Annotated in this window: 22 protein-coding genes; 14 read left to right on the top strand and 8 right to left on the bottom strand. The window is 44.2% G+C overall.

The window, feature by feature from the left end; genetic code table 11:
- Positions 1-7 precede the first annotated feature (7 nt).
- From fghA to acs, 3 genes are all read right to left on the bottom strand, one after another.
- A complete protein-coding gene (fghA, locus tag H9W84_RS10310; RefSeq protein ID WP_239743452.1) occupies positions 8-892 on the bottom strand; it encodes an S-formylglutathione hydrolase in 885 nt (294 codons plus the stop codon).
- A gap of 42 nt (positions 893-934) precedes the next feature.
- A complete protein-coding gene (locus tag H9W84_RS10305; protein WP_239743764.1) occupies positions 935-2044 on the bottom strand; it encodes an S-(hydroxymethyl)glutathione dehydrogenase/class III alcohol dehydrogenase in 1110 nt (369 codons plus the stop codon).
- A 268-nt stretch (positions 2045-2312) separates the two neighbouring features.
- A complete protein-coding gene (gene acs, locus H9W84_RS10300) occupies positions 2313-4262 on the bottom strand; it encodes an acetate--CoA ligase (protein WP_060996106.1) in 1950 nt (649 codons plus the stop codon).
- Between the two features lie 375 nt (positions 4263-4637).
- Here acs and H9W84_RS10295 point away from each other — a divergent pair, with 375 nt between their 5' ends.
- A complete protein-coding gene (locus tag H9W84_RS10295) occupies positions 4638-5990 on the top strand; it encodes a BaiN/RdsA family NAD(P)/FAD-dependent oxidoreductase (protein ID WP_239743450.1) in 1353 nt (450 codons plus the stop codon).
- Between the two features lie 138 nt (positions 5991-6128).
- On the opposite strand, the gene ygfZ is transcribed toward H9W84_RS10295, so the two are convergent.
- Positions 6129-6857, bottom strand: coding sequence for a CAF17-like 4Fe-4S cluster assembly/insertion protein YgfZ (gene ygfZ, locus H9W84_RS10290; RefSeq protein ID WP_239743449.1), 729 nt, complete (start codon positions 6855-6857; stop codon positions 6129-6131).
- A 227-nt stretch (positions 6858-7084) separates the two neighbouring features.
- On the opposite strand from ygfZ, the gene H9W84_RS10285 reads away from it, so the two are divergent.
- From H9W84_RS10285 to pdxJ, 8 genes are all read left to right on the top strand, one after another.
- The gene (locus H9W84_RS10285) at positions 7085-7450 is read left to right on the top strand and encodes a zinc ribbon domain-containing protein YjdM (RefSeq protein WP_159375429.1); all 366 of its coding nucleotides are present in this window, start codon (positions 7085-7087) and stop codon (positions 7448-7450) included.
- A 189-nt stretch (positions 7451-7639) separates the two neighbouring features.
- Positions 7640-9445 carry a translation elongation factor 4 gene (gene lepA, locus H9W84_RS10280; protein WP_076774812.1) on the top strand — a complete coding sequence of 602 codons (1806 nt, stop codon included), beginning with the start codon at positions 7640-7642 and terminating at the stop codon, positions 9443-9445.
- An 8-nt stretch (positions 9446-9453) separates the two neighbouring features.
- A complete protein-coding gene (gene lepB, locus H9W84_RS10275) occupies positions 9454-10359 on the top strand; it encodes a signal peptidase I (RefSeq protein WP_239743448.1) in 906 nt (301 codons plus the stop codon).
- A 107-nt stretch (positions 10360-10466) separates the two neighbouring features.
- Positions 10467-10859 (top strand): DUF4845 domain-containing protein, encoded by a 393-nt coding sequence (locus tag H9W84_RS10270; RefSeq protein WP_239743446.1) that lies wholly within the window; start codon positions 10467-10469, stop codon positions 10857-10859.
- Positions 10860-10952: 93 nt separating this feature from the next.
- Complete coding sequence (gene rnc, locus H9W84_RS10265) at positions 10953-11738, top strand: ribonuclease III (protein WP_239743443.1); 786 nt, start codon at positions 10953-10955, stop codon at positions 11736-11738.
- A gap of 115 nt (positions 11739-11853) precedes the next feature.
- Positions 11854-12903 (top strand): GTPase Era, encoded by a 1050-nt coding sequence (gene era, locus H9W84_RS10260; RefSeq protein WP_239743441.1) that lies wholly within the window; start codon positions 11854-11856, stop codon positions 12901-12903.
- Positions 12904-12916: 13 nt separating this feature from the next.
- Complete coding sequence (gene recO / locus H9W84_RS10255) at positions 12917-13672, top strand: DNA repair protein RecO (protein ID WP_239743439.1); 756 nt, start codon at positions 12917-12919, stop codon at positions 13670-13672.
- Positions 13673-13711: 39 nt separating this feature from the next.
- On the top strand, positions 13712-14461 hold the full coding sequence (gene pdxJ / locus H9W84_RS10250; RefSeq protein WP_239743437.1) for a pyridoxine 5'-phosphate synthase: 750 nt from the start codon (positions 13712-13714) through the stop codon (positions 14459-14461).
- A gap of 3 nt (positions 14462-14464) precedes the next feature.
- On the opposite strand, the gene H9W84_RS10245 is transcribed toward pdxJ, so the two are convergent.
- Positions 14465-15028, bottom strand: coding sequence for a pilus assembly FimT family protein (locus H9W84_RS10245; protein WP_239743435.1), 564 nt, complete (start codon positions 15026-15028; stop codon positions 14465-14467).
- A 678-nt stretch (positions 15029-15706) separates the two neighbouring features.
- On the opposite strand from H9W84_RS10245, the gene H9W84_RS10240 reads away from it, so the two are divergent.
- The 4 genes from H9W84_RS10240 to H9W84_RS10225 all read left to right on the top strand — a co-directional run bounded on the left by H9W84_RS10240 (position 15707) and on the right by H9W84_RS10225 (position 21000).
- Positions 15707-16864, top strand: coding sequence for an OmpA family protein (locus H9W84_RS10240; RefSeq protein ID WP_096489451.1), 1158 nt, complete (start codon positions 15707-15709; stop codon positions 16862-16864).
- 166 nt (positions 16865-17030) lie between these two features.
- Positions 17031-18869 carry a translational GTPase TypA gene (gene typA, locus H9W84_RS10235; protein ID WP_076775898.1) on the top strand — a complete coding sequence of 613 codons (1839 nt, stop codon included), beginning with the start codon at positions 17031-17033 and terminating at the stop codon, positions 18867-18869.
- A 194-nt stretch (positions 18870-19063) separates the two neighbouring features.
- Positions 19064-19495 carry a large conductance mechanosensitive channel protein MscL gene (mscL, locus tag H9W84_RS10230; RefSeq protein ID WP_007115109.1) on the top strand — a complete coding sequence of 144 codons (432 nt, stop codon included), beginning with the start codon at positions 19064-19066 and terminating at the stop codon, positions 19493-19495.
- Positions 19496-19650: 155 nt separating this feature from the next.
- Complete coding sequence (locus tag H9W84_RS10225) at positions 19651-21000, top strand: D-amino acid dehydrogenase (RefSeq protein WP_239743433.1); 1350 nt, start codon at positions 19651-19653, stop codon at positions 20998-21000.
- Here H9W84_RS10225 and phoR read toward each other — a convergent pair.
- The 3 genes from phoR to dtd all read right to left on the bottom strand — a co-directional run bounded on the left by phoR (position 20975) and on the right by dtd (position 23714).
- The gene (gene phoR / locus H9W84_RS10220) at positions 20975-22282 is read right to left on the bottom strand and encodes a phosphate regulon sensor histidine kinase PhoR (RefSeq protein WP_186303420.1); all 1308 of its coding nucleotides are present in this window, start codon (positions 22280-22282) and stop codon (positions 20975-20977) included. The two genes, H9W84_RS10225 and phoR, sit on opposite strands and share 26 nt — an antisense overlap.
- Positions 22283-22372: 90 nt before the next feature.
- Complete coding sequence (phoB, locus tag H9W84_RS10215; RefSeq protein ID WP_007115106.1) at positions 22373-23071, bottom strand: phosphate regulon transcriptional regulator PhoB; 699 nt, start codon at positions 23069-23071, stop codon at positions 22373-22375.
- Between the two features lie 190 nt (positions 23072-23261).
- Complete coding sequence (gene dtd, locus H9W84_RS10210) at positions 23262-23714, bottom strand: D-aminoacyl-tRNA deacylase (RefSeq protein WP_007115105.1); 453 nt, start codon at positions 23712-23714, stop codon at positions 23262-23264.
- A 151-nt stretch (positions 23715-23865) separates the two neighbouring features.
- Between dtd and asd the strand changes: the two genes are divergently transcribed.
- Positions 23866-24699 carry an archaetidylserine decarboxylase gene (asd, locus tag H9W84_RS10205; RefSeq protein WP_239743431.1) on the top strand — a complete coding sequence of 278 codons (834 nt, stop codon included), beginning with the start codon at positions 23866-23868 and terminating at the stop codon, positions 24697-24699.
- Positions 24700-24874: the final 175 nt, after the last annotated feature.

Genomic DNA, 24874 nt, shown 5'->3' with positions numbered 1-24874 from the left:
TGTGTGATTAAGCTTGAAGCGCAGCGGCGTGGTGCGCAAAATGGTCAGCGATAAAACTACTGATAAAATAGTAGCTATGGTCATAACCGTCCTGCATACGTAGCGTCATCGGATAATTAGCATCTTTGGCAGCTTGCGCAAAGAGCTCAGGTTTGAGCTGCTCAGCCAAAAACTCATCCCCGCTACCTTGGTCAATCAATAGCGGTAATTTTTTACCATGCGCCGACTGCTTCATCCACGCTAAGCTATCGTAGTTTGCCCAGGTGCTTTGGTCATCGCCTAAATAAGCGCTAAAGGCTTTTTGTCCCCAAGGCACTTGTGACGGTGCGACGATGGGGGAAAAAGCCGATACGCTAGCATAGCGCTGGGGATTGCGTAGGGCAATCATCAGCGCCCCATGTCCACCCATACTATGACCAAAAATACTGCGCTGGTCACTGGCAGGGAAGTGCTGTTCGATTAGGTTAGGCAATTCATCGACGATATAATCATACATCTGAAAATGCGTTGCCCAAGGCGCTTGGGTGGCATTGACATAAAAGCCTGCTCCTTGCCCCAAGTCATAAGCGCTGTCATCAGGCACATCGTTACCGCTTATATCGACACCCCTAGGACTGGTATCGGGTGCCACCACAATCACGTTGTGACGACTGGCATACCCAGCAAACCCAGATTTTTGAATAAAGTTTTGCTCAGTACAAGTCAGTCCTGATAGCCAATACAGCACCGCAAATTTTTGAGCTGTGGTTTCAGTAGTCTTGGTTGCTTCATTGACGATGGCTTTGGGTGGCAAATAGATGGCAAATTTCATCTCCGTGTGTGTGGTAGCACTGGTATGCTGCCACACTTGTAACTCACCACCGTGCAATTTATGCGATTCAACTTTTTTCATGGTGAATTTCCCATTCTTTATAATGCCAAGTTTGGTAATGGTTTAGTAATGCAACACTGAACGAATGGACTCACCTTTATGCATCAACTCAAATGCGGTATTGACATCTTCAAGACCCATAGTATGGGTGACAAAAGGTGCCAGTTGGATATCACCATGCATGGCTTGCTCCACCATACCTGGCAGCTGTGAGCGACCTTTTACCCCACCAAATGCAGAGCCTAACCAGCGGCGACCTGTCACCAGTTGGAACGGGCGAGTGGAAATTTCTTGACCTGCAGCCGCGACACCAATAATCACGCTTTGACCCCAACCGCGATGCGCACACTCAAGTGCCGAGCGCATGACGTTGACGTTACCGATACATTCAAAACTGTGATCCACACCCCAACCTGTCATTTCAACAATCACTTGTTGAATGGGTTGGTCATAATCTTTTGGATTAACAAAATCAGTCGCGCCAAACTTACGGGCTAACTCAAATTTGTCGGGATTGGTATCAACCGCAATAATGCGTCCTGCTTTGGCAAGTTTGGCACCTTGAATAACAGCAAGCCCAATACCGCCAAGCCCAAACACCGCGACGCTATCGCCTTCTTGTACTTTAGCGGTATTTTTTACTGCACCTAGTCCTGTGGTGACACCGCAACCTAATAGACAGACTTGCTCAGGATTGGCTTCAGGATTGATTTTAGCAAGCGATACGTCAGCAACGACAGTATATTCACTAAACGTCGAACAGCCCATATAGTGATAAATTGGCTGACCCTGATAGCTAAAACGGGTGGTGCCATCAGGCATCACGCCTTTACCTTGGGTGGCACGCACCGCGACGCATAGGTTGGTTTTGTCACTTTTACAAAATAAACATTCACCACATTCAGCCGTATATAGCGGAATGACATGATCACCAGGTTGTACGCTGGTTACCCCTTCACCGACTGCCATCACAATACCTGCGCCTTCATGACCTAAAACCGCTGGAAAAACCCCTTCAGGGTCATCGCCACTCAAGGTGAATGCGTCCGTATGACAAACACCCGTATGGGTGATTTTGACGAGTACTTCACCTTTACGCGGTGGCTCAACGTCGATTTCGACGATTTGTAATGGTTCTCCCGCAGCGAAAGCTACCGCAGCACGCGACTTGATGGGTTTGGTAAAATCTAATGGCGCTGTGGCCGCAGTCATATCAGTCATCGGTTTATCCTTGTTATATTGGTTTTATTAAAAATGCCTTTGGTCGGCATTATAGCATAACCAATTATCGCATGATTAAGCTTGAAATTGTAAGCAATTGGGTCTAATTAAATCATCATTAAAATTAAAAATTTGAATTGGATTTTTAAAAATATTTAACAATTGAAAAACCATGAAAAAACGCCTGTAGCTACAGACGTTTTTTAAATTTGGTAAGCCATTAAGCAGGTTGTTTATCGGCCTTAACCACATTGATGAGGTTATCAACTACCTCTGGTTCTGCCAAGGTTGAAGTATCGCCTAAACCTTCAAATTCATGCGCGGCAAGTTTACGCAGAATACGGCGCATGATTTTACCGGAGCGCGTTTTTGGTAAGGCTTCGACCAAGTAGAGCGAGTCTAAGTTGGCGATTGGACCAATCTCACCACGGACATGACGGTTGATTTCACCTTTGAGCATCTCGCTTGGCTCTTCGCCCGATTTTAAGATGACGTAAGCGGCAACGCCTTGACCTTTAAGCTCATGCGGCATACCCACAATAGCCGCTTCAGCGACGGAAGGATGCGATACTAACGCACTTTCAATCTCTGCTGTACCTAGGCGATGCCCAGAGACGTTTAAGACATCATCCACACGACCTGTGATCCAATAATGACCGTCTTCATCGCGCAGGGCACCATCACCTGTGAAGTAAGCGCCTGGATAGGTGCTAAAGTAAGTTTCTAAGAAGCGTTTATGGTCTCCCCAAATGGTACGCATTTGACCTGGCCAGCTGTCTTTGATGATTAAGTTGCCTTCGGCAGCGCCCGTTAATTCAGCACCTTCGGCATCGACAATCGCTGGCTTGACGCCATACAGCGGATTCATCGCGGAGCCTGGTTTGAGATCAACCGTATTGGGGATTGGCGTCATCAAAATACCCCCTGTTTCAGTTTGCCACCAAGTATCGACAATCGGACAACGTCCTTCGCCCACCACGTTATAGTACCAGTTCCAGGCTTCAGGATTGATAGGTTCACCCACTGAGCCCAATAGACGTAAGCTCGAACGGTTTGATTTACGAACGTAATCATCACCTTCTTTCATCATCGCGCGAATGGCGGTTGGCGCAGTATACAAGATGGTAACGTCATGCTTGTCAACAATATGACCGATACGCGCCCAATCTGGGTACTGCGGCACTCCTTCAAACATCACGGTCGTTGTGCCATTGGCAAGCGGTCCATACACCACATAGGTGTGACCTGTGACCCAGCCCACATCGGCGGTACACCAAAATACGTCATTGTCTTTGATATCAAACACGTCACGGAAGGTGGATAGGGCATAGGTCAAATAACCACCGGTGGTGTGTACTACGCCTTTAGGCTTGCCAGTTGAGCCTGAAGTATAAAGTAAAAATAGCGGGTCTTCGGCATTCATTGGCTCTGGTGGACAGTCTTCAGACGCATTGTCGATTAAGTTGTGATACCAAATATCGCGGCGACCGCTCATTGGGATGGATTCACCGGTACGGTACACCACAATGACCTTTTCAACACATTCGGTGCCGTCATGGTCTAGCGCACGATCCACATTTTGTTTAAGCGGCGTATGTTTACCACCACGCACAGATTCATCAGCGGTAATGACAATTTTTGATTGGCTATCGATGATACGGCTGGCTAGACTGTCTGCTGAAAACCCGCCAAATACCAATGAGTGAACCGCGCCAATCCGCGCACAAGCCAGCATCGCAACCGCCGCTTCAGGAATCATCGGTAAATAAATGGTGACGCGGTCGCCTTTTTTGACGCCTTTACGACGCAGTGCACTACCAAGGCGGCATACTTCCGAATGTAGCTCTTTGTATGAGATAATTTTATGAAGTGATGGGTGATCGCCTTCCCAAATAATCGCAGGCTTGTAAGGGTTTTCAGCGACATGACGGTCAAGACAGTTGACCGATAGATTAAGCTCACCATCTTCAAACCATTTAATGCTAAAATTGTTTAGGTCATAATTGACGTTTTTGATTTTGGTGGGTTTTTTTATCCAATCAATCCATTCAGCGCGTTTTGCCCAAAACGCTTCGTTATTTTCGACAGATTCTTGATAGGTTTCGGCGTATTTTTGGGGAGTAGTGTTGGCTTTAGCGGCAAATTCAGCGCTATGAGGGTAGCTCTTCATAAAACATTCCTTGTTATGACAGGGGGGTGGGGTAATACTCTAACTGGCTACGAACTGACAAACGGCTCAAATAGGTAGCGGGCTTAACTTCAAAAACAACATTTTCACGTTGATAAACTAACATTGACAAGTTGGCAGTAACACGGGCTAGCAACAGAGCGATAAAACGAGCCATCAATAAACGTCCGCTCACTATGAAAATGCAATACAATCTAATCCTTGATTCTAGAGTGCCTTTTCCTTAGTTTGGCAAAAAATCACAAATTTTGCAATGTTACTCCGGATATTTTAAGGATATTTTTTCAGATCTTGGGCAAATATCTTTATTTTAAGCGGATTCTCATTTGGTCTTTTACTTGATAAATAGCGGTCATCATGCAGCAACAACATACTTCATCAAATACTTCACCAAAGATTGACACGGTTCAAAATCACACTGGGTCGACAAACGCACCCTTCACGTTTGCGTATGATGTCATTATCATCGGGGCAGGGGCATCAGGACTATTTTGTGCATTGACAGCGGGTAAGCGCGGACGGCGGGTACTGGTGGTAGATCATGCCAATAAAGCGGGCAAGAAAATTCTTATGAGTGGCGGTGGGCGCTGTAATTTTACCAACTATGACATTGAGCCCAAACATTATTTAAGTAGCAATCCGCACTTTTGCAAATCAGCATTGTCACGCTATTTAAATTGGGATTTTATTGGCATGGTTAGCCAGTATCAGATTCCCTATCATGAGCGTGAGCATGGGCAACTGTTTTGTGATACCTCTGCCAATGATATTTTGCAAATGCTGTTGACCCAATGCCGTGCCAACCAAGTAACTATTCAACTAAAAACCACCATCCAGCAAATCCAAGCGTTACCCGACAATACGGGGTTTGTGTTAACTGTCAATCAACCAGCTAGTCAACAGGCTAATCAACAGCCTCATCAACAAGCACATCAAAAAAATAGCGAGCAAACCTTAACTTGTCACTCGTTGGTAGTCGCCACAGGCGGGCTGTCAATTCCGACCATGGGTGCGACAGGATTTGGTTACCAAGTAGCGCAGCAATTTGGGCATACCATTGTGCCAACATCGGCAGGACTAGTACCCTTTACCTTTACCGATAAAATTGGCGATGCGATTAAATCGTTATCGGGGGTTAGTTTTGAGGTCATTGCGTTTAACGAGCGCATCAGTTTTAGGTTGCCCGTGCTATTTACCCATCGCGGTTTATCCGGGCCTGCGATGTTACAGCTATCGAATTATTGGCAGGTGGGCGAGCCGATTTTTATCAATTTATTCCCAAACTTTGATATGGCAGCATTTTTAGCCGAGCAAAAAAAACAGCACCCAAAACAGCTGATTAGAACCGTGCTAAATGACCACATAGGCGCGGCGGCACTACCTAAAAAAGTGATGGCTACTTTGCAAAGTCTATTATGGCAGGACATGGCTGAGACTGAGCTTGCCAATATCAAAGACGAGAAGTTAGCGCAGCTTGGTGAGCAGCTCAATGCTTGGCGTTTGACGCCATCAGGCACTGAAGGCTATCGTACAGCTGAAGTCACACGCGGCGGCGTTGCCACCGATAAAGTCTCCTCAAAAACTATGCAAAGTCAGTTACAACCGAATTTGTATTTTATCGGCGAGGTGCTCGATGTTACTGGTTGGCTAGGTGGCTACAATTTCCAGTGGGCTTGGGCAAGCGGGTTTGTGGCTGGCGAAGTGGTTTAGCTATAAATGGTTTAGATTTGAAGTGGGTTAAGTATTGATGAACCTAAAAAAATGGTTAAAAAAGGCATCAGCGAAATGCCTTTTTTATTTTAACCCATTTATTTTCACTTATTTACGTTAATCAAGTTTGGTGGGTGTTTAATGCTGGCGCGCAACCGGTTGTTGCAGTGCTTGAGGTAACTCAAGAATGGTCAGGTTACTGGCAGCAATATCATCGGGACGTCCGACGACCAAGGCTTCAAAACCTGTGTCAGTGGCAATGCTATTGACCACATCGACACTGCCAATTTTTTCACCTGCGTTAGGTACATCACCGGTACCTGCTACGCGGTGGAGCCAAGCTTTTGGGCTGGCTTTGAAATATAACCGCGCAATGATTTCTTGACCTAAATAACAGCCTTTATCGTAGTCAACACCGCCTTGTTGGTGTAGACGCAACTCTTGGGGTTGCCACAAGCCTGCGGTGGCTTTGACAATCCAGTAATTGCCTGTAGCGATACTCGCTTTTTGCCATGCTTTGCGGTGAACGTCGGTGTCAGTGCCATTCTCTGATTCGCTAAAACTAGGTATCCCATTGTCAACAACCGCAAAAATATCACGTGGGGCTGATAGGGTAAGTTTTGAGAACGCCGCATATTTTTTGATATGCTTGGTAAACTCATCGGCACAGTCTTGGCTGATGACGATTTGGTAAGCGTCATCCGCTATTTTTCTAATCCAAATACCCAACGCAACACGCCCTTTGAGATTACTAATCGCGGTCGCTTGGTATTGTTCGCTGAGTTTGGTGACGTTGCAGGTTAATTGTCCTTGCAAGAATTTTTGGGCATCGGCACCGGTTATATCAAAGACGACGAAATCTGTCATGGTGGCTCTCTTTTTATTTGCTAAAAAAACTATAATCAAAGTTTTGCACAATTGGGCTCGGACTGCAATCATGCTTTACTAGCTTATGCTTGACTAAGTACTGTTACTAGGTCATTTGTCAGAGGGTTTGTCTGTACTAGCTGATTACTATTATTGGGGTGACTTATCGCGTACAATACATCATTTAACGACTGTTAAATTTTTTCTAAGATAATTGAGCGCGTGCTATGAGTTTACCTGCCTGTCCCCCATGCCCCAAGTGTAAAGAAAATTATACCTACCAAGATGGCGATTTATTGATTTGCCCGATGTGTGGCTTTGAAGCAGCGCAGCAGGCATGGCAAGCGGGCGAAACCGAAGCAGACAGCGAGCAAGTTATTAAAGATGCTGTCGGCAATGTGCTACAAGATGGGGATAGTGTGACGGTTATTAAAGACTTAAAAGTCAAAGGCGCAAGCACCCCCATTAAAGTGGGTACTAAAGTCAAATCCATTCGCCTGCTCCATGATGCTACCGATGATCATGATATTGATTGTAAAATTGACGGTTTTGGCGCGATGAAACTCAAATCCAGCGTCGTCAAAAAAGCCTAGCTTGGGGAGGGTTTGGGCTTTGTTTGGGGCTTTGCGTTTGCAATGGATATTGACACCCAAAGCTTATCTTTTTTTATGATCTCCCAAAAGCTGTCACAATAAATTCAGTAGGTGATTGTAGAAAAATACGTTACAATAAGGCTATTTTTCTACAAATTTAATCATATACTTTTTTGTTAGTAGGTAATTGTGACCGCCTTATCTCATATTCGTAATTTTTCTATTATTGCCCATATCGACCACGGTAAATCCACGCTTGCCGACCGCATTATCCAAATGTGTGGTGGTCTACAAGCACGTGAAATGCAGGCGCAAGTACTTGACTCGATGGATATTGAGCGCGAGCGCGGTATTACCATTAAAGCCCAATCTGTCACACTGTATTATAACCACCCAAACGGTGACAAATACCAATTTAACTTTATTGATACCCCAGGGCACGTTGATTTTTCGTATGAAGTGTCGCGTTCACTGGCGGCTTGTGAAGGCGCTTTGCTGGTGGTTGATGCCGCGCAAGGCGTAGAAGCGCAGTCGGTTGCCAACTGTTATACCGCAATTGAGCAGGGGCTTGAAGTATTACCGGTACTCAACAAGATTGACTTACCGCAAGTGGATCCCGAGCGCGTGATTCAAGAAATCGAAGACATTATCGGGATTGAAGCGATGGATGCACCGCGCGTGTCTGCCAAGACAGGCGTGGGCGTGGATGATTTGCTACAAGCGATTGTTGAGCGTATTCCCGCGCCCGAAGGCGACCGTGATGCCCCTTTGCAAGCGTTAATTATTGACTCATGGTTTGACAATTATCTTGGCGTTGTGTCATTGGTACGTGTGCGTCAAGGCACGCTCAAAAAAGACGATAAAATCCATATCAAATCTACCAAAGGCACGCATATTGTGACATCGATTGGGGTATTTACCCCAAAATCGTTTGAGACCAATATCTTAGAAGCCGGTGAAGTAGGCTTTGTGATTGCCGGTATCAAAGACATTGGCGGCGCGCCTGTGGGTGATACCATTACCCTTGCCAAAACCCCAGATGTAGATAGCATACCAGGGTTTAAAAAGGTCAAGCCGCAAGTCTATGCCGGTATGTTCCCTGTTGATTCGAGTGACTTTGAGGCGTTTCGTGAAGCGCTACAAAAACTGCAAGTCAATGACGCTGCGTTGTTTTTTGAGCCTGATACCTCTGACGCACTTGGGTTTGGTTTTCGCTGTGGTTTCTTGGGGATGCTCCATATGGAAATCATCCAAGAACGTCTTGAGCGTGAATACGATTTAGATTTGATTACTACCGCCCCGACCGTTATCTACGAAATCAAAAAACGGAGTGGTGAGATTATCCAAATCGATAACCCATCAAAAATGCCTGACCCAGGTCTGATTGATGAGTTTCGTGAGCCGATTGCGCGCTGTCACATTCTGGTGCCCCCCGATTATTTGGGTAACGTGATGACATTATGTATCGAGCGTCGTGGTATCCAAGTTGATATGAAGTTCATGGGACAGCAAGTGCAGTTGACCTTTGATATTCCGATGGGCGAAGTGGTCATGGACTTTTTTGACCGTCTAAAATCGGTGTCACGTGGCTTTGCGTCACTTGATTACGGCTTTGAGCGCTTTGAAACAGATAAACTGGTGCGGGTAGATGTGCTGATTAATGGCGAAAAAGTTGATGCATTGGCGATGATTTGTCATGCTGAGCAAGCGCGCTATCGCGGTAATCAGCTGGTTGAAAAAATGAAAGAATTGATTCCGCGTCAAATGTTTGATGTGGCTATTCAAGCGGCAATTGGTAGCCAAATCATCGCCCGTAGTACCGTCAAAGCCATGCGTAAAGACGTACTTGCCAAATGTTATGGCGGTGACGTGTCGCGTAAGAAAAAACTACTGTCAAAGCAAAAAGAAGGTAAAAAACGCATGAAGCAAGTGGGACGTGTTGAGATTCCACAAGAAGCGTTTTTGGCGGTATTAAAAGTGGATAATCAGTCGTAGAGGCAAGTATGGATTTTGATTTTAATTTGATTCTTGTCCCTGCGACCTTGATTTTGGGCGCTATTTGGCTACTGGATAAATTGGTACTAAAGCAAAAGCAAAGCAAAGGATTGGAGAAATCGACTGCGCCGGTGCGATGGGCGTATGATTTTTTCCCGATTTTAGCGATTGTGCTCGTAGTGCGCTCGTTTTTGATTGAGCCGTTTAATATCCCCTCATCGTCGATGGTGCCCACCCTTTATACGGGTGACTTTATTGCGGTCAACAAATACGCGTATGGTATACGCTTGCCACTGGTGAATACCAAGGTGCTTGATTTGGGCGCGCCACAGCATGGTGATGTGGTGGTATTTCGCTATCCTGAAAACCCAAAAATTTATTATATCAAGCGGGTGATTGGCGTGGGTGGGGATACGGTGAGCTTTAACAACGGGCAGTTAAGCGTCAATGGCAAAGCGATTGCGACCACGCCAGCAAACTTTACTCCCGACCCTAAGATGACAGCGCAGCTATATCCGCCAGGTAAAACCGAGACCGGTGAGCTTGTGACAGCTGAGCAAGCAGCACAACTGGGCAATCAAGAAGAATTGTCTGCCAAATACGTGCAAGAATCACCCAGTAGCAATCATCAACATTTGGTGCGCTATTTGGGTGACAAAAATTGGTTTCAATATGCCAGCTTTTTGCAGCAAGCCTCACCTCAATTGATGGCGAGCCAAGGTCAACAATGGCAACTAACAGTGCCTGAAGGACACTATTTTGTGATGGGCGATAACCGTGATCGCAGTGCTGATGGTCGTTTTTGGGGGTTTGTACCTGATGAGAACCTAGCGGGTAAAGCCGTGTATGTGTGGACGCACAAAGCCAGTGGATTAAGTTTACCCACTTTTAATCGCAATGGCGCAATACACTAACCGCTTGCTTTAAAAAATTGGATATCAAAGCCTTTGTTGTTGAGAATATTTAATTAACTAAAGCTTACATTAACCTATCTTGAGCGATGATAAAAGGAGAATACGGCATGAACCTACCAAGTCATCAGCGCGGCGCCAGCGTTACGGGTATCGTGATTATGATTGTACTCATCGTCATGTGTGCCAAAATCGGTTTAGCTATTATCCCTGCCCAAGTCGGTCACTACCAACTCAAAAAATCGTTGGCTTTTGAACTCAAAAAGTCCAATGACAATAAAGAAAGTGTCAAAGAGTTTTTAGGTAATGTCAATTCCCAATGGCATATCAATGGTCTCAGCCAAAAGGCAGAGGACGTCGTGGAAGTGGTGGATAATACGCCAGGTGCGATGTCAGTGAAATTGAAATACGATGAAGCAAACAACTTTTTTGGTAACATCGATATCGTCAATCGCTTTGAAGATACCATTAGCGCAGAAGATGCCAAAGTCGCCAAGCGATAGTTATTAGTTATTGAGCTTATAGCCCCAATCTTAAGTAAGTGATAGCCATGTGATGATTTAAATGGCGAATACTTTTCTAACAATTTGAAGCAGATGAATTTACCAATCACTATCCCTACCTTTAATCTCAAAAAACTACCGCCACAAGTGCGTCAATTAACCGCACTGTTTTATCAAATGGGTTATCAGTTCGATAATGTGAATTTACCCATTATGGCACTCATGCATCGCTCATTTGATAGCGAACACAATTACGAGCGATTAGAGTTCTTGGGAGATGCATTGCTCGGTGTTATCATCGCAGAAGCCTTATTTTTGCGCTATCCCGACTATAATGAAGGTCGGCTCAGTCGCTTACGTGCATCGCTTGTGCGCGAAGAAACTTTGGTGATTATTGCAAAGCAGCTCAATCTGTCAGATTATTTGATTTTAGGGGTGGGCGAGCGTAAAGGCGGTGGTCGTCAGCGCGCCTCAATCTTGGCAGATAGCGTTGAAGCCTTGATTGGCGCTATTTATCTTGATAGTCAAAATTTTGACACGGTTAAAGCTTGTGTGCTGTCGTGGTTTGAAGATTTGTTCGAAAAAGTGAAAGAACAAAAAGTGCTAAAAGATGCCAAAAGCCGTTTACAAGAGCTGTTGCAGGCACACCAACTTGCGCTGCCCCGCTATGAAGTGACCGAAACCATTGGCAATGCCCCCAATCAAATTTTTGTGGTCAGCTGCCAAGTCGACATTGTTTTTGACAATAAAACCGCCAAACCCATAGCACCGACCCAAGCTTTAGTCACAGCACAAGGGGAAAGTCGCCGTATTGCCGAGCAGCGCTGCGCCGAAGCCATGCTGGCTAAAATCAGTGATTTGTTACCCCCGCTGCGCTAATTTGCCAACCTGCTGTACCGTCAACACCCAAATTTGATGAAATGCTTACTGAAATTTGCGCAAAACTCTTCTACAATAATTTGTACCCTTTAAACCAATGTTGAGATTCCACTTTATGTCTAACCAAACAGACGCTACCCAACAAACAACCACTGACCCAGCTGCCAACAATCCATCAGCGGACAACAACCATGATGTTATCAGTCAATTCTTCAATGGGCAAAGTGAATCAGCACCCGCGCGTGCGGTGGATTTTCGCACGGGGTATGTAGCCATTGTCGGACGTCCAAACGTGGGTAAATCAACGTTAATGAATCATGTGTTGGGTCAAAAATTGTCGATTACCTCGCGAAAGCCCCAAACCACCCGCCATCGCATTATGGGAATTTTGACCAACGAGCAACTACAAGCGATTTTTGTTGATACCCCAGGTATTCATAGCCGCGAAGTGCGCGCTATCAATGAGCGTATGAATAAAGCCGCAACCTCGGCTTTGGCAGACGTTGATGCGGTATTGTTTGTGATTGATAGCCTAAAATGGGTGGAAGATGATGAGCTGGTGTTTGCCAAAGTGCAAAATTTGGGTGTCCCTGTGATTGCAGTGGTTAATAAAAGCGATACCATTAAGGACGAAGCTCAGCTGTTCGCGCTACTACAAAAACTGCATGACACCCAAGTATTTAGCGATATCGTGCCCGTATCTGCGTTACGTGCGCATAACTTAGATGAGCTAGTACGAGTCATCGGTAAGCATTTACCGATTGCAGCGCCCATCTATGATGCAGAACAAGTCACTGACCGTTCAGAACGCTTTTTAGCCAGTGAAATCATTCGTGAAAAAGTGATGCGGGCATCTGGCGATGAGATTCCTTACGATTTAACGGTACAAATCGACACCTTTAAGGATGAGCCTGCGCATCAAGACCCAAAAACAGGCAAATGGCGTAAAGCTGTGACCTTTATCGATGCCACGATTTTTGTCGAGCGTCAAGGTCAAAAGGTGATTGTCATCGGTGATAAAGGCGAAAAAATCAAACAAATCGGCATCGAAGCGCGCCAAGACATGGAAAAAATGTTTGATAAAAAAGTGATGCTAACGCTGTGGGTCAAAGTCAAAAAAGGCTGGTCAGATGATGAGCGTGCGCTAACGAGCTTGGGCTACTAGGCTATAGGCTACTATGCGCAATCAACTGCTAACAGGTTATATTTTGCACCAAAAGCCGTATGGTGAAAGCCGTAGTTTAATTTACCTGTTTAGTGAAGAATGGGGGGTGGTACATGGTATCGGTAAAAAAAACTTACCACTATTTGTCCCCATACAATTTTTTGGCAATGGTAAAAACAGCCTAAAAACCTTTAGTCAAAGCCAAATTTTGCAAAATCACATTACCCTCACCGGACAAAGCCTGTATGCAGGCATGTATCTCAATGAGATTTTGCAAAAACTATTGCCTATTGAAGAGCCGTTTGCTGAGATATGGCAAGCATATCAGCAGTGCGTGGCAAACATGGCAACGCTGTTTGTCGAGCCAGCGCAATCGCCACATGACATGACCCGTTTAAAGTGGCATTTAAGGCGCTTTGAAAATGTATTGTTTGAACAATTAGGCTATGGGTTCGATTTTGCTAAAGATGCATTAGGGGATTTAATAGTCTCATCGCAGCGTTATCTATACCAGCTACAGCAAGGATTTATGCCAGTTTTACCCTTGGATAAACCCGACATAGCATTAACAGGTGAGCAGCTGCTAATTTGGTATCAATGTTTGCAAGATGAAGCTAGCTTTAACCAAATGATGCAACAAGATTTTGATTTAGCCAAACAATTGGTCAATAGCGTCAGTGCCATGCACCGTCATTTGATGGATAATTTACTCAATTATCAAACCTTGCAAAGCCGAGAACTTTGGCAGCAGCTTACCCAATATCAATAAGCTTACTCAGTATCAATCATAGACAAAATAGGGCATATCATGACCAGCAATCAACCCTTACTCGGTGTCAATATCGACCATATTGCAACCCTGCGTCAAGCGCGCGGCGTGGCGTATCCCGATCCTGTGGCAGGTGCGTTAATTTGTGAGCAGGCCGGGGCGGATGGTATCACGCTGCATTTGCGTGAAGATCGTCGTCACATTCAAGATGATGATGTTTATCGGCTTGCCAAAGTCATAACCACCCGTATGAACCTTGAAATGGCAGTCACTGACGAGATGGTTGCGATAGCCTGTGATGTTAAGCCAGCTTGGGTGTGCTTTGTCCCTGAAAAACGCCAAGAACTGACCACCGAAGGCGGGCTTGATGTGATTGGTAATCAGCACAAAATAGCCAGTGCGATTCAACAGTTACATCAGGTCGGCACTCAAGTATCACTATTCATTGATCCAGAGTTGGCACAAATTGATAAAAGCATTGCATTGGGGGCAGATGCCATTGAACTACACACAGGCGCTTATGCTGACTATTGTTTGCAACATGACCAAGTTAAAATTAGCCATGAAATCACCCGTATCAAAACAGCCGTGACTCATGCCCACGAGGCAAAAGCAAGTTTACTGGTCAATGCAGGGCACGGTCTTACCCGTGACAACGTTGCACCCATTGCTAATATGGGTGGCATCCATGAACTAAACATCGGTCATGCCATTATTGCAGACAGTGTGTTTATGGGACTTAGCGAAGCGGTGAGCGCAATGAGAAAAGCATTTACGGCAAAAGCCTAGCTGTTAGGGGCAATTAAATTGTTCAACTGAGTAGGGCTTATATTTAATAATGCCTGTTTTACTAAAACTTACCTTTAGTCGATTATCGACCTTACCATCTAAAGGGCAGTATTGAATATTACCCATATAACCAATGGGTCTAGCATTTTCTGGCTTAAAAATAATATAGTTGTTATTCAGCGAGATATTTGCCGTCAGCACCCCCCAGGACAACTCTAACGTAAGCTGATGATTGAGTTTGTCTACCGTTGCCTCATAGCTGTTATTGTTATTTCTATCGATAAAGCTAATCAGCTGATGACCGCCAGTTGTCACGCAAGCCAAGTTATCATTGGCGACACAGGCTATCACAGGGTTTTGATAAATCAACGCCTCTTGTTTTGCACTGCTTAAAAAATTCATTAAACTTGAAGCAATGTTTTTTGCTTCCATTTGCTTTAAGCTGTTAATAATAGTAATCGAAGCCATCGCTACGATGATAGATAAAACAGCCACAACGACAACTGTTTCAATCAAAGTAAACCCCTGTCTTTTTGTTGAGAACACATTGGATTTCGAATCATTCATGCTATTAGAGCTACCGGCTAGATCATGATGGAATAACACAATAAACGATTTTAGTTCATTATTATATAGAGTTCAAAAGAATTAACAAACAAATATTGAACTATAAGGTAAGGCTGGTGGCTAGAAAGTGAATGAAAGCGACTAAACGACTGATGTTATCAGGTAATGGAATGTCTATTCTACATAGTAAGGTTTTCACAGGCTAAGATGGGTTTAAATGTTCAAATACCTATTGTTACTGGTTCTAAAACATTATTAAGAAAAAAATGTTGTGACTGTAACGTAAATGTCTCCTTTATTTAGTAAGTGAATGTCACTAGAATGTATCATTTAGTGACAGTATGAATTTAAGATATGGTAAATTTAAATAGACTGTATTAAAATCCTTTTCGAGAGAAGTGTATAGTTTTGATGTGTAATGTCGAATCATGATGGTTGTTGAATTCTTAGTATCGAGCGTAAGCGATTAGCTTGGCTACTAAAAAATAAAAATATAACATATTGTGATGTTCGTGTAATATTGTGTAGCAATGTAAAAAAAAGAGTTGTAAACACAATTTTTAGGCGTTAAGCTATATTTAACAAGTTCATAAAGTACATGTTTTTTGATGTATTATTTTGTGAATTAACTATCAGGTTATTTTAATTTAAAATGAGCCAATCCTTTGGAGGACTTCTATGAAGCTAAATAAAATCGCTCTAGCAGTTGTTGCTGCAGCTGTTATGCCAGTAGCCGCTAACGCAGGCGTTACCGTTACACCTTTGCTACTAGGTTATCACTATGTAGATGGTATTGGTGATACTGAAGACAAACAAGGCGAGCAATTCGCAGGTACTCACCAAGATAACGACTTGTACACTGGTGCAGGTATTGGTATCGAATTGACACCTACTATCGCACTTGAATTAGAGTACGGTGAAACTGATTCTGACGCATTAAATGGCAATGGCGATAAAGTTAACGGACATAAGTTTGAACAAAAATCATACTCAGGTAACTTTACTATCGGTACTGAAACCTTTAGTGGCTATACTAACAGCCCATTCAAGCCATATGTGTTAATCGGTGCAGGTCAATCAAAAACCTCAATGGCATTTGATGATGGCAGCAAAGCAACTTCTAAAGACACTATCGGTAACTTAGGTCTTGGTGCTTACTACCGTATCAATGACGCATTAAGTTTACGTGGTGAAGGTCGTGCGATCTATAACTTCGATAACGATTGGTGGGAAGGTCTAGCGTTAGCAGGTCTTAACGTGGTTCTAGGTGGTCACTTGGCACCAGCCGCCCCAGTAGTTGAGCCTACACCTGTTGAGCCAATCGTTGTGACTGATGGTGATGACGACCAAGATGGCGTACCAAATAGCGTTGACAAATGCCCAGGTACACCATTAAACGTTGTTGTAGATGCTGATGGTTGCCCACGTGAAATATCAATGGATGACGCATTACGTATGGAATTACGTGTATTCTTTGACAATGACAAGACTGTCATCAAAGATCAGTACAAACCAGAAATCCAAAAAGTTGCTGAAAAAATGAATGAATACCCAAATTCAACAGCTTCTATTGAAGGTCATGCTTCAAAAACTGGTCCATCTGCGCGCTATAACCAACGTTTGTCTGAAGCACGTGCAAATGCGGTTAAATCAATGTTAGTTAACCAATTTGGTGTTGCTCCACAACGTATTAGCACAGTGGGTTACGGTTATGACCGCCCAATCGCAGACAACAATACTGCTGAAGGTCGTGCAATGAACCGTCGTGTATATGCTATCATCACTGGTAACAAATCTGGCACAACCGTTCAAACTAAAGACATGAACGTACAATAATTAGTTATTAAATAAAAAAAGCTACCCTCGTTGGTAGCTTTTTTTATTTTTATTATCAGCTATAAACTCAACTTAGATAAATTTAATCTATTTTTAACGATAAGATGTTATACTACCGCGTGTTTTAATTTCCCTTCCTAGCCGAATTTTCAAGAGCTATTTTTTTATGTCAGATTCAATCAAAAATCTTCGCAATATTGCGATTATTGCCCACGTTGACCACGGTAAAACTACTCTAGTCGATAAACTGTTACAACAATCAGGTACTTTTGGTGAGCGTGCCGCAGAAGTTGAACGCGTCATGGACTCTAACGCATTAGAGCAAGAGCGTGGTATTACCATTTTAGCCAAAAATACGGCGATCAAATGGACCAATCCTAAAGACGGCATTGAATACCGTATTAACATCGTCGACACCCCCGGTCATGCCGATTTTGGTGGTGAAGTTGAACGGGTGATGTCGATGGTTGACTGCGTGTTGTTATTAGTTGATGCCGTTGATGGTCCTATGCCACAAACCCGTTTTGTGACCTCAAAAGCATTTGCCCGTGGCTTAAAGCCAATCGTGGTGATTAATAAAATTGACAAACCAAGCGCCCGTCCAGACTGGGTCATGGATCAGGTGTTTGATTTGTTTGATAATTTGGGTGCGACAGATGAGCAGCTAGATTTTCCAATCGTTTATACCTCTGCCATGAATGGTATTGCAGGGTTATCGCCTGACGAGCTTGCAGAAGATATGCAGCCATTGTTTGAAACCATCGTTAATGTTGTTGAGCCACCACAGGTGGATACGGAAGGTCCATTCCGTATGCAGATTTCAAGCCTTGATTATGATAACTTCAAAGGTTTGATTGGTATCGGTCGTATTCAGCGTGGGTCAGTTAAAACCAATACACCTGTAACGATTGTTGATAAAGAAGGTAATAAACGTAACGGCCGTATCCTACAAATCATGGGTTATCATGGTCTTGACCGTATCGAAGTACCTATGGCGCAGGCAGGTGATATCGTCTGTATTACGGGTATCGATGCGTTGAATATTTCTGATACTATTTGTGATCCACAAAACGTAGAAGCCTTACCAGCGCTAAGTGTCGATGAACCAACCGTATCGATGACTTTCCAAGTCAACAACTCACCATTTGCGGGTAAAGAAGGTAAATTCGTGACGTCGCGCAATATTCGTGAACGCCTAGAACGTGAGTTAATTCATAACGTGGCACTTCGCGTAGAAGATACCGACAGTCCTGATAAATTTAAAGTATCAGGTCGTGGGGAACTTCATTTATCTGTATTGATTGAGAATATGCGCCGTGAAGGTTTTGAGCTGGGTGTATCACGTCCAGAAGTAATTGTTCGTGAAATCGAAGGTGAGAAACAAGAGCCGTTTGAAAATGTGATTTTTGACGTTGAAGAACAGCACCAAGGTGCGGTAATGGAGCAAATGGGCTACCGTAAAGGCGAATTGACCAATATGGAAGTTGACGGCAAAGGTCGTATCCGTATTGAAGCGGTAGTACCGTCACGTGGTTTAATCGGTTTTCGCTCTGAGTTCTTAACCATTACCTCAGGTACCGGTATCATGACCTCAAGTTTCTCACATTATGGTCCTGTGAAAACAGGCGATGTGGCAAAACGCCAAAATGGGGTGTTGATTTCTATGGTGAATGGTACTGTATTGGGCTATGCGCTATTTAACCTTCAAGAACGCGGTCGTATGTTTGTATCGCCACAAACTGAAGTCTATGAAGGTATGATTGTCGGTCAAAACTCACGTAGCGATGACATGGTAGTCAATCCAACCAAAGCAAAACAGTTGACGAACGTGCGCGCCAGTGGTACCGATGATGCGATTATTTTAACGCCGCCAATCATTTTCACCCTTGAACAAGCGCTTGAATTTATTGAAGATGATGAGCTGGTTGAAGTGACACCAAAATCAATTCGTCTACGCAAAAAATACTTGACTGAGAATGAGCGCAAACGTAACGGTCGTAAATAATAGCGAGTCTATGCGATAAAAATTTTGAGAAAGCCTAACATTTATTTACAAAAAGCTTGTACCTGTTACAAGCTTTTTTAATTTAATCTACACACTGCCAAAGTAAAGGTTTAAAATTTTACACAATTCCTTATGATGATAAGGGCTTTTTAGTCAACGATTGTAGCAATTAGTTTGAAAGTAGGAGAAGTTATATGAGTATGATGTCAGAATTTAAAGAGTTTGCCCTCAAAGGCAACGTGATGGATTTGGCAGTGGGTGTCATCATTGGCGGCGCATTTGGTAAAATCACGACATCGTTGGTAGAAGATATTATTATGCCGATTATCTCTGCGATTATGGGTGGCAGAATCGACTTTACCAATATGTTTGTGGTATTAGGTGATGTACCTGCAGGCACCGCCATGACGTATGATGGGCTCAAAAAAGCGGGTGTACCTGTATTTGCATATGGTAATTTTGTCACCATCTTAATCAACTTTATTATTTTGGCATTTATCATTTTTATGTTGGTGAAAGCCATGAACCGCCTACGCCGTCAAAGCGAAGCACAAGAAGCGGCTGCACCAGAACCTTCAGAAGAAGTACTATTGCTACGTGAAATCAGCAGTAAATTAAGCAAATAACGGTTTGTACTCACGCTGATAGATTAAAATTTCAGTCCATGTTATTTATAAATGAAAAAAAGCCTCCATGATAACTGGGGGCTTTTTATTGATTGCTAGTCAATCTACATTTTTTATCTATAGATATTCATCAGCTAACGACAATAAGGCAAGTTATGACAAAGCAGGTAATCGTGCTGGGTGCAGGGGTGGTGGGTGTCACCACTGCTTGGCAGCTTCGACAAGCAGGGTTTGAGGTAACGGTAATCGAGCGCGAAAGTAGCGCGGCATTGTCAACATCGTTTGCCAATGGTGGGCAAATATCTGTGTCACATGCTACGCCTTGGGCAAATCCTGATACACCCTATAAAGCGCTAAAATGGTTATTTCGAGAAGATGCGCCATTGTTGTTTCGCTGGCGTCGGTTGTTGGGTTTGCCGGGCAACGCGGGACAAGATGCAGCCCCTGATATGGCGCTGTGGCGATGGGGTTGGCAGTTTTTGCAGCAGTGTAATGCGAAAAGTGCCGATGCTAATTTGGTGCAGATGGTCAATTTAGGATTATATTCTCGGCAAGTACTCGGCGAAGTCAGGGCGCAAACGGGCATTGATTATGACTGTTTGACACGCGGTATTATGCATTTTTATACCGATCATGCTGAGTTTCAAGCAGCGATAGCACCCACTAAACGGATGCAGCAATTGGGTTGTGATCGGCAAGTCATTAGTGTGGATAAAGCGATAGAATTAGAGCCTGCGTTAACTGGTATTGGCAAAGAATTGGTGGGGGCGACTTATACCGCACTTGATGAATCAGGGGATGCGCAAAAATTCACCCATCGCTTGGCCGCACTTTGTCAACAGCAAGGGGTAACATTTTTATTTAATACCGCCATCAAACGACTTATTTATCATAACCAACACATTGATGGTGTGGAAGTAATGTCCGTTGATAGTAGAGACAATACCGCTTTGCCAGCGCAGTCACAGATACTGTCCGCGGATGCTTATGTACTGGCGTTAGGGAGTTATAGTCCTGCCTTAGTCAAAGCATTGGGTATCAATTTACCCATCTATCCTGCCAAAGGCTATTCAGCCACGTACCCCGTGTTGCGACCCGATGAGACACCTTATGTGAGCTTGATTGATGATGAGTTTAAACTGGTATACTCGCGCTTAGGCGATCGCTTGCGAGTAGCAGGAACGGCTGAATTTAACGGTTTTAACCTTGAGCTAAATCCCGTTCGTTGCCAAGCGATTACGCGGCGGGTGAGAGAGGTGTTTGGGGATGCGGTAGATTTGACTCAGCCAAATTATTGGACAGGGCTGCGACCGATGACACCGTCAAATGTGCCGATTATCGGTCGCGCGGTCAATCGCCAAGGACGTATTGATAATTTGTATCTCAACACCGGACATGGCACTTTGGGCTGGACGCACTCGAACGGCTCAGCAAAAGCGATTGCTGATATCATGCAAGGACGTCAGCCACAAGTAAATTTTAACTTTGTGGGCTTGCAGGATTAAGGGATTGGGTTGGGATGCTGGCAGATTTTGGAAAGGTCACAGTAAAGGTCGAGCCTTTGCCAACTGTGGAGGTGATATCAAGAGTGGCATGGTGCTGATACAAGACATGTTTGACAATTGCTAACCCCAAACCGGTACCCCCTGTCTCACGGCTTCGACCCGTGTCCACGCGATAAAAACGCTCGGTTAAGCGCTGAATATGGCGCTGCTCGATACCAATGCCATTGTCGGTCACGCTAAAACATACCCCCGCGTCATACTCATGCCAGCTAATACTAATCTCACCACCTTTGGGGGTGTATTTCATGGCATTGGTAATCAAGTTACTGAGCGCACTTCGCAGATAATCTTCATAACCCAAAATATGTAACGTGCTGTCGATATGCAAATGAATCATATGGTCGTATGACTTGTTGTACATCTGCGCATCGTCAAATAATTGCATCAGCATTTTGGGAATATCAATGTCTTTGGGCTCAGCGGGCTTTTCATCATTTTCCAACCTAGATAATAATAGTAAGTCATTGATGATGTTATTCATGCGCTGACTTTGCTGCATCATCTGAGTAAACGCGCGAGCAATACGCGGATCTAACTCAGGCTGTTCACTCAAAGTCTCCACATACCCCATGATGACGGTAAGCGGCGTGCGAAGTTCATGCGAAACATTTGCCACAAAGTCTTTTCGCATCTGTTCTAAGTGCTGAAAACGGGTGACATCATAAATCAGCAGTAATTTTTCTTGCCCAAATTTGGTAATCTTGCACTGCACATAGCGCTCGATATTAGACGGGTTATGGATACGCACACCATCTGGATAGTCTTCAATGTGGTGATAATATTGATGAAAAAGCGGGTTGCGAATAATGGTCAACACATTGCGACCTTGGTCGGGCGCTTTAAATTGAAAAAGCCGCTCGGCAGAGTTGTTCCACCATTCGATACAGTCGTTTTTATCAATCAGAATAATCGAGTCTTGCAATGCGCTCAGCGAGTCACGCACTTTTTGCACCAGCGAAACGGTTTGCTGATGCGCCAATTTCTCTTGGCGATTGACTTGGTAGATATTGCTGGCAACGACACTAAGGTTGGACTCAAATGCAGGCGGCGGCTCATCGGGGTTTTTGTTGTACCATGCTTTAAAGCGTTGTATCGACCATAAAAAATATAGCTGATACAGGCAAAGCCCTATCGCCAGTCCCCAACCCCAAAACCCTAATAGCCCGCCAATGAGCAGCCCTGCAACCCCAACTGTCACCACGGGTAAAATGCTCGACCACATATTAATTTTTCTAGCGTCCATTGAGAAAGCTTACTATAGCGAAGTTGGGATAAGTTGGCAAAAATTTCAATGCGATTAATCAGACTATTGTTAGTCGATTTTATTAGAAAAGCGATAGCCTGTGCCACGTACAGTTTGGATATAGTCCGCAAACCCAAATGGCTCAAGCACTTTACGCAGGCGGCGGATATGCACGTCAATGGTACGATCTTCGACATACACATTGCCACCCCAAACTTGATCGAGTAGCTGGGTACGGGTATAAGCCCGCTCGGGATGACTCATAAAGAAGGCAAGTAGCCGATACTCTGTCGGTCCGATATCTACCGCTTTGTTATTGGCACTCACGCGCTGACTGGCAGGGTCTAGCGACAAGCCGCCCACATCAATGGGTTTTTCGCCTGACAATGCGCTACTACGGCGCAATACCGCTTTGATACGGGAAACCAATTCACGGGTGGAAAACGGCTTAGTGATATAGTCATCTGCCCCAGCGTCAAGTCCTTGAACTTTGTTGTCTTCTTCACCTTTGGCGGTGAGCATGATGATAGGAATTTCAGAGAGCATTTCATCTTTCTTTAGGCGGCGGCATAAATCAATGCCTGATAGCCCATTGGGTAGCATCCAATCTAATAAGATGAGGTTAGGGCGATGATCGACCACCAAATGATGGGCTTGAGAGACTTCTGAGGCTTGCAAACAATCAAATCCTGCCATCTCTAGTGTGGTCACGATCATTTCTCGAATGGCAGGCTCATCTTCCACTACCAAAATAGTTTCATTTTTCATAAATTTCTCAAGCGATAAAAATAGGCAACTGTTTGTCAAAATAATTTTATGACAACAATATTACAATGCCCATATTACAACTTCAGAATATGACAAAAAAATGACAATGATAAGCTTTTATGGCTTTTATTTGTGGTGTTGTAAAAAATTCGGTGTTTGACTCAATTTTTGGTACTTAATACAGGTCGCATCACAGTTCAAAAATAAAATTTATTGGACCATCGTTGCAACTGCTGACTTGCATATCTGCGCCAAATTCGCCTGTTTGCACGGTTGCATATTGCGTCTTGGCATACGCTACTATCTGGGCAAACAAAGCTTTGGCAGTATCGGGCGCCATCGCGGGCTTAAAATCAGGACGTCTACCCGATTGGGTATTGGCAAGGAGGGTAAACTGCGACACTAACAGTAAGCCGCCATTAACCTCTTGCACATTTTTATCCATTTTGCCTAGCTCATTTTCAAATACGCGATAGGTGAGGATTTTATCAATCATTTTTTGCCCCATGGCGAGCGTATCATCATGCCCAAGTCCAAGGTAGACCAGTACGCCGTGTGCAATCTCGCCGACGATTTGTTGTGGGTGAGGCGCGTGGTTAACTGCTACTTTGGCAAATTTCACCCGTTGTAATACTGCTTTCATGATTTTTCCTATCCGTCAGTTTGAGCGTAAGCGGCTTAACTTAAAAGCTAGCTTGTCGCTTAGCTCGTAGCCCAGTGTTTAATATACCGTGATTCTAAGGGGGATTTTGATTATAATAAGCCAACTTTAAAATGCCAATCTCGAGTAACTTATGACCTTGTTTACGACGTTACAATCGCTTGTCCCACAACAAAAAATCAGTGAAATCGCAGGTCGTCTTGCCCAAAGCCGTCATCCGATGGTGAAAAAAACCTTTATTCGTACCTTTGCTTCGGTGTATGGCATCAAGCTAGAGGAATATGCGCGCGGTAGCTTTTCTCAGTATGACAGTTTTAATGATTTTTTTACTCGTGAGCTCAAAGACGGCGCGCGCAAGATTGATGATGACTCAGATGCGCTGATCTGTCCTGCAGATGGCATGATATCGCAATTGGGGCAAATCGATAAAGACCAAATCCTGCAAGCCAAAGGCAAATCGTATGAAGTCGGGCAATTGCTCGCCGATTATGAACTTGGCAAAGCCATGCAAGAGGGGAGTTTTGTCACCGTGTATTTGGCACCGACCAATTATCACCGCGTGCATATGCCGTTTGACGGTACCTTGGTAGAAACCATCTATGTGCCAGGACAGCTATTCTCGGTGAATAACGAGACCGCTGAAAACATTACCGATTTGTTTGCCCGTAACGAGCGCTGCGTGTGTGTGTTTGATACCGAATTTGGTAAAGCTTGCGTTGTGCTAGTCGGGGCGATGATTGTAGCAGGGATTGAAACAGTGGCCACAGGCAAAATCAAACGTAGCGATCGCGTGCAGCGTCAAACCCATCACATGACGCTGAAAAAAGGCGATGAACTTGGGCGGTTTTATTTGGGCTCAACGGCGATTGTGGTATTACCAAAATCAGCGGGCATGGCTTGGGGTGCAGGTCTTTATAATTCAGTGCCTGTGACAATGGGTCAACGTTTGGGTACTTTTTTGCAGTAAGCTGTCAAGGTATTCGCTAAAAAAAGGTAGCAAAGGCTGCCTTTTTTATGCTGTGTTTTAGCCAATCTGCATGGTTGATTGCTCACATAAACTAAACGATAACGAAAAATATTTTAGGAAAATTTGTTTATAATAGCCGACTTATGATTTTTGCCTGCTTTTTTATTTAGACACG

The sequence above is a fragment of the Moraxella tetraodonis genome, assembly GCF_022359095.1.
Classification (GTDB): Bacteria; Pseudomonadota; Gammaproteobacteria; order Pseudomonadales; family Moraxellaceae; genus Faucicola; species Faucicola tetraodonis.
The sequence above is the reverse complement of the archived record's forward strand: the minus strand, read 5'-3'. Positions and strand labels throughout refer to the sequence as shown.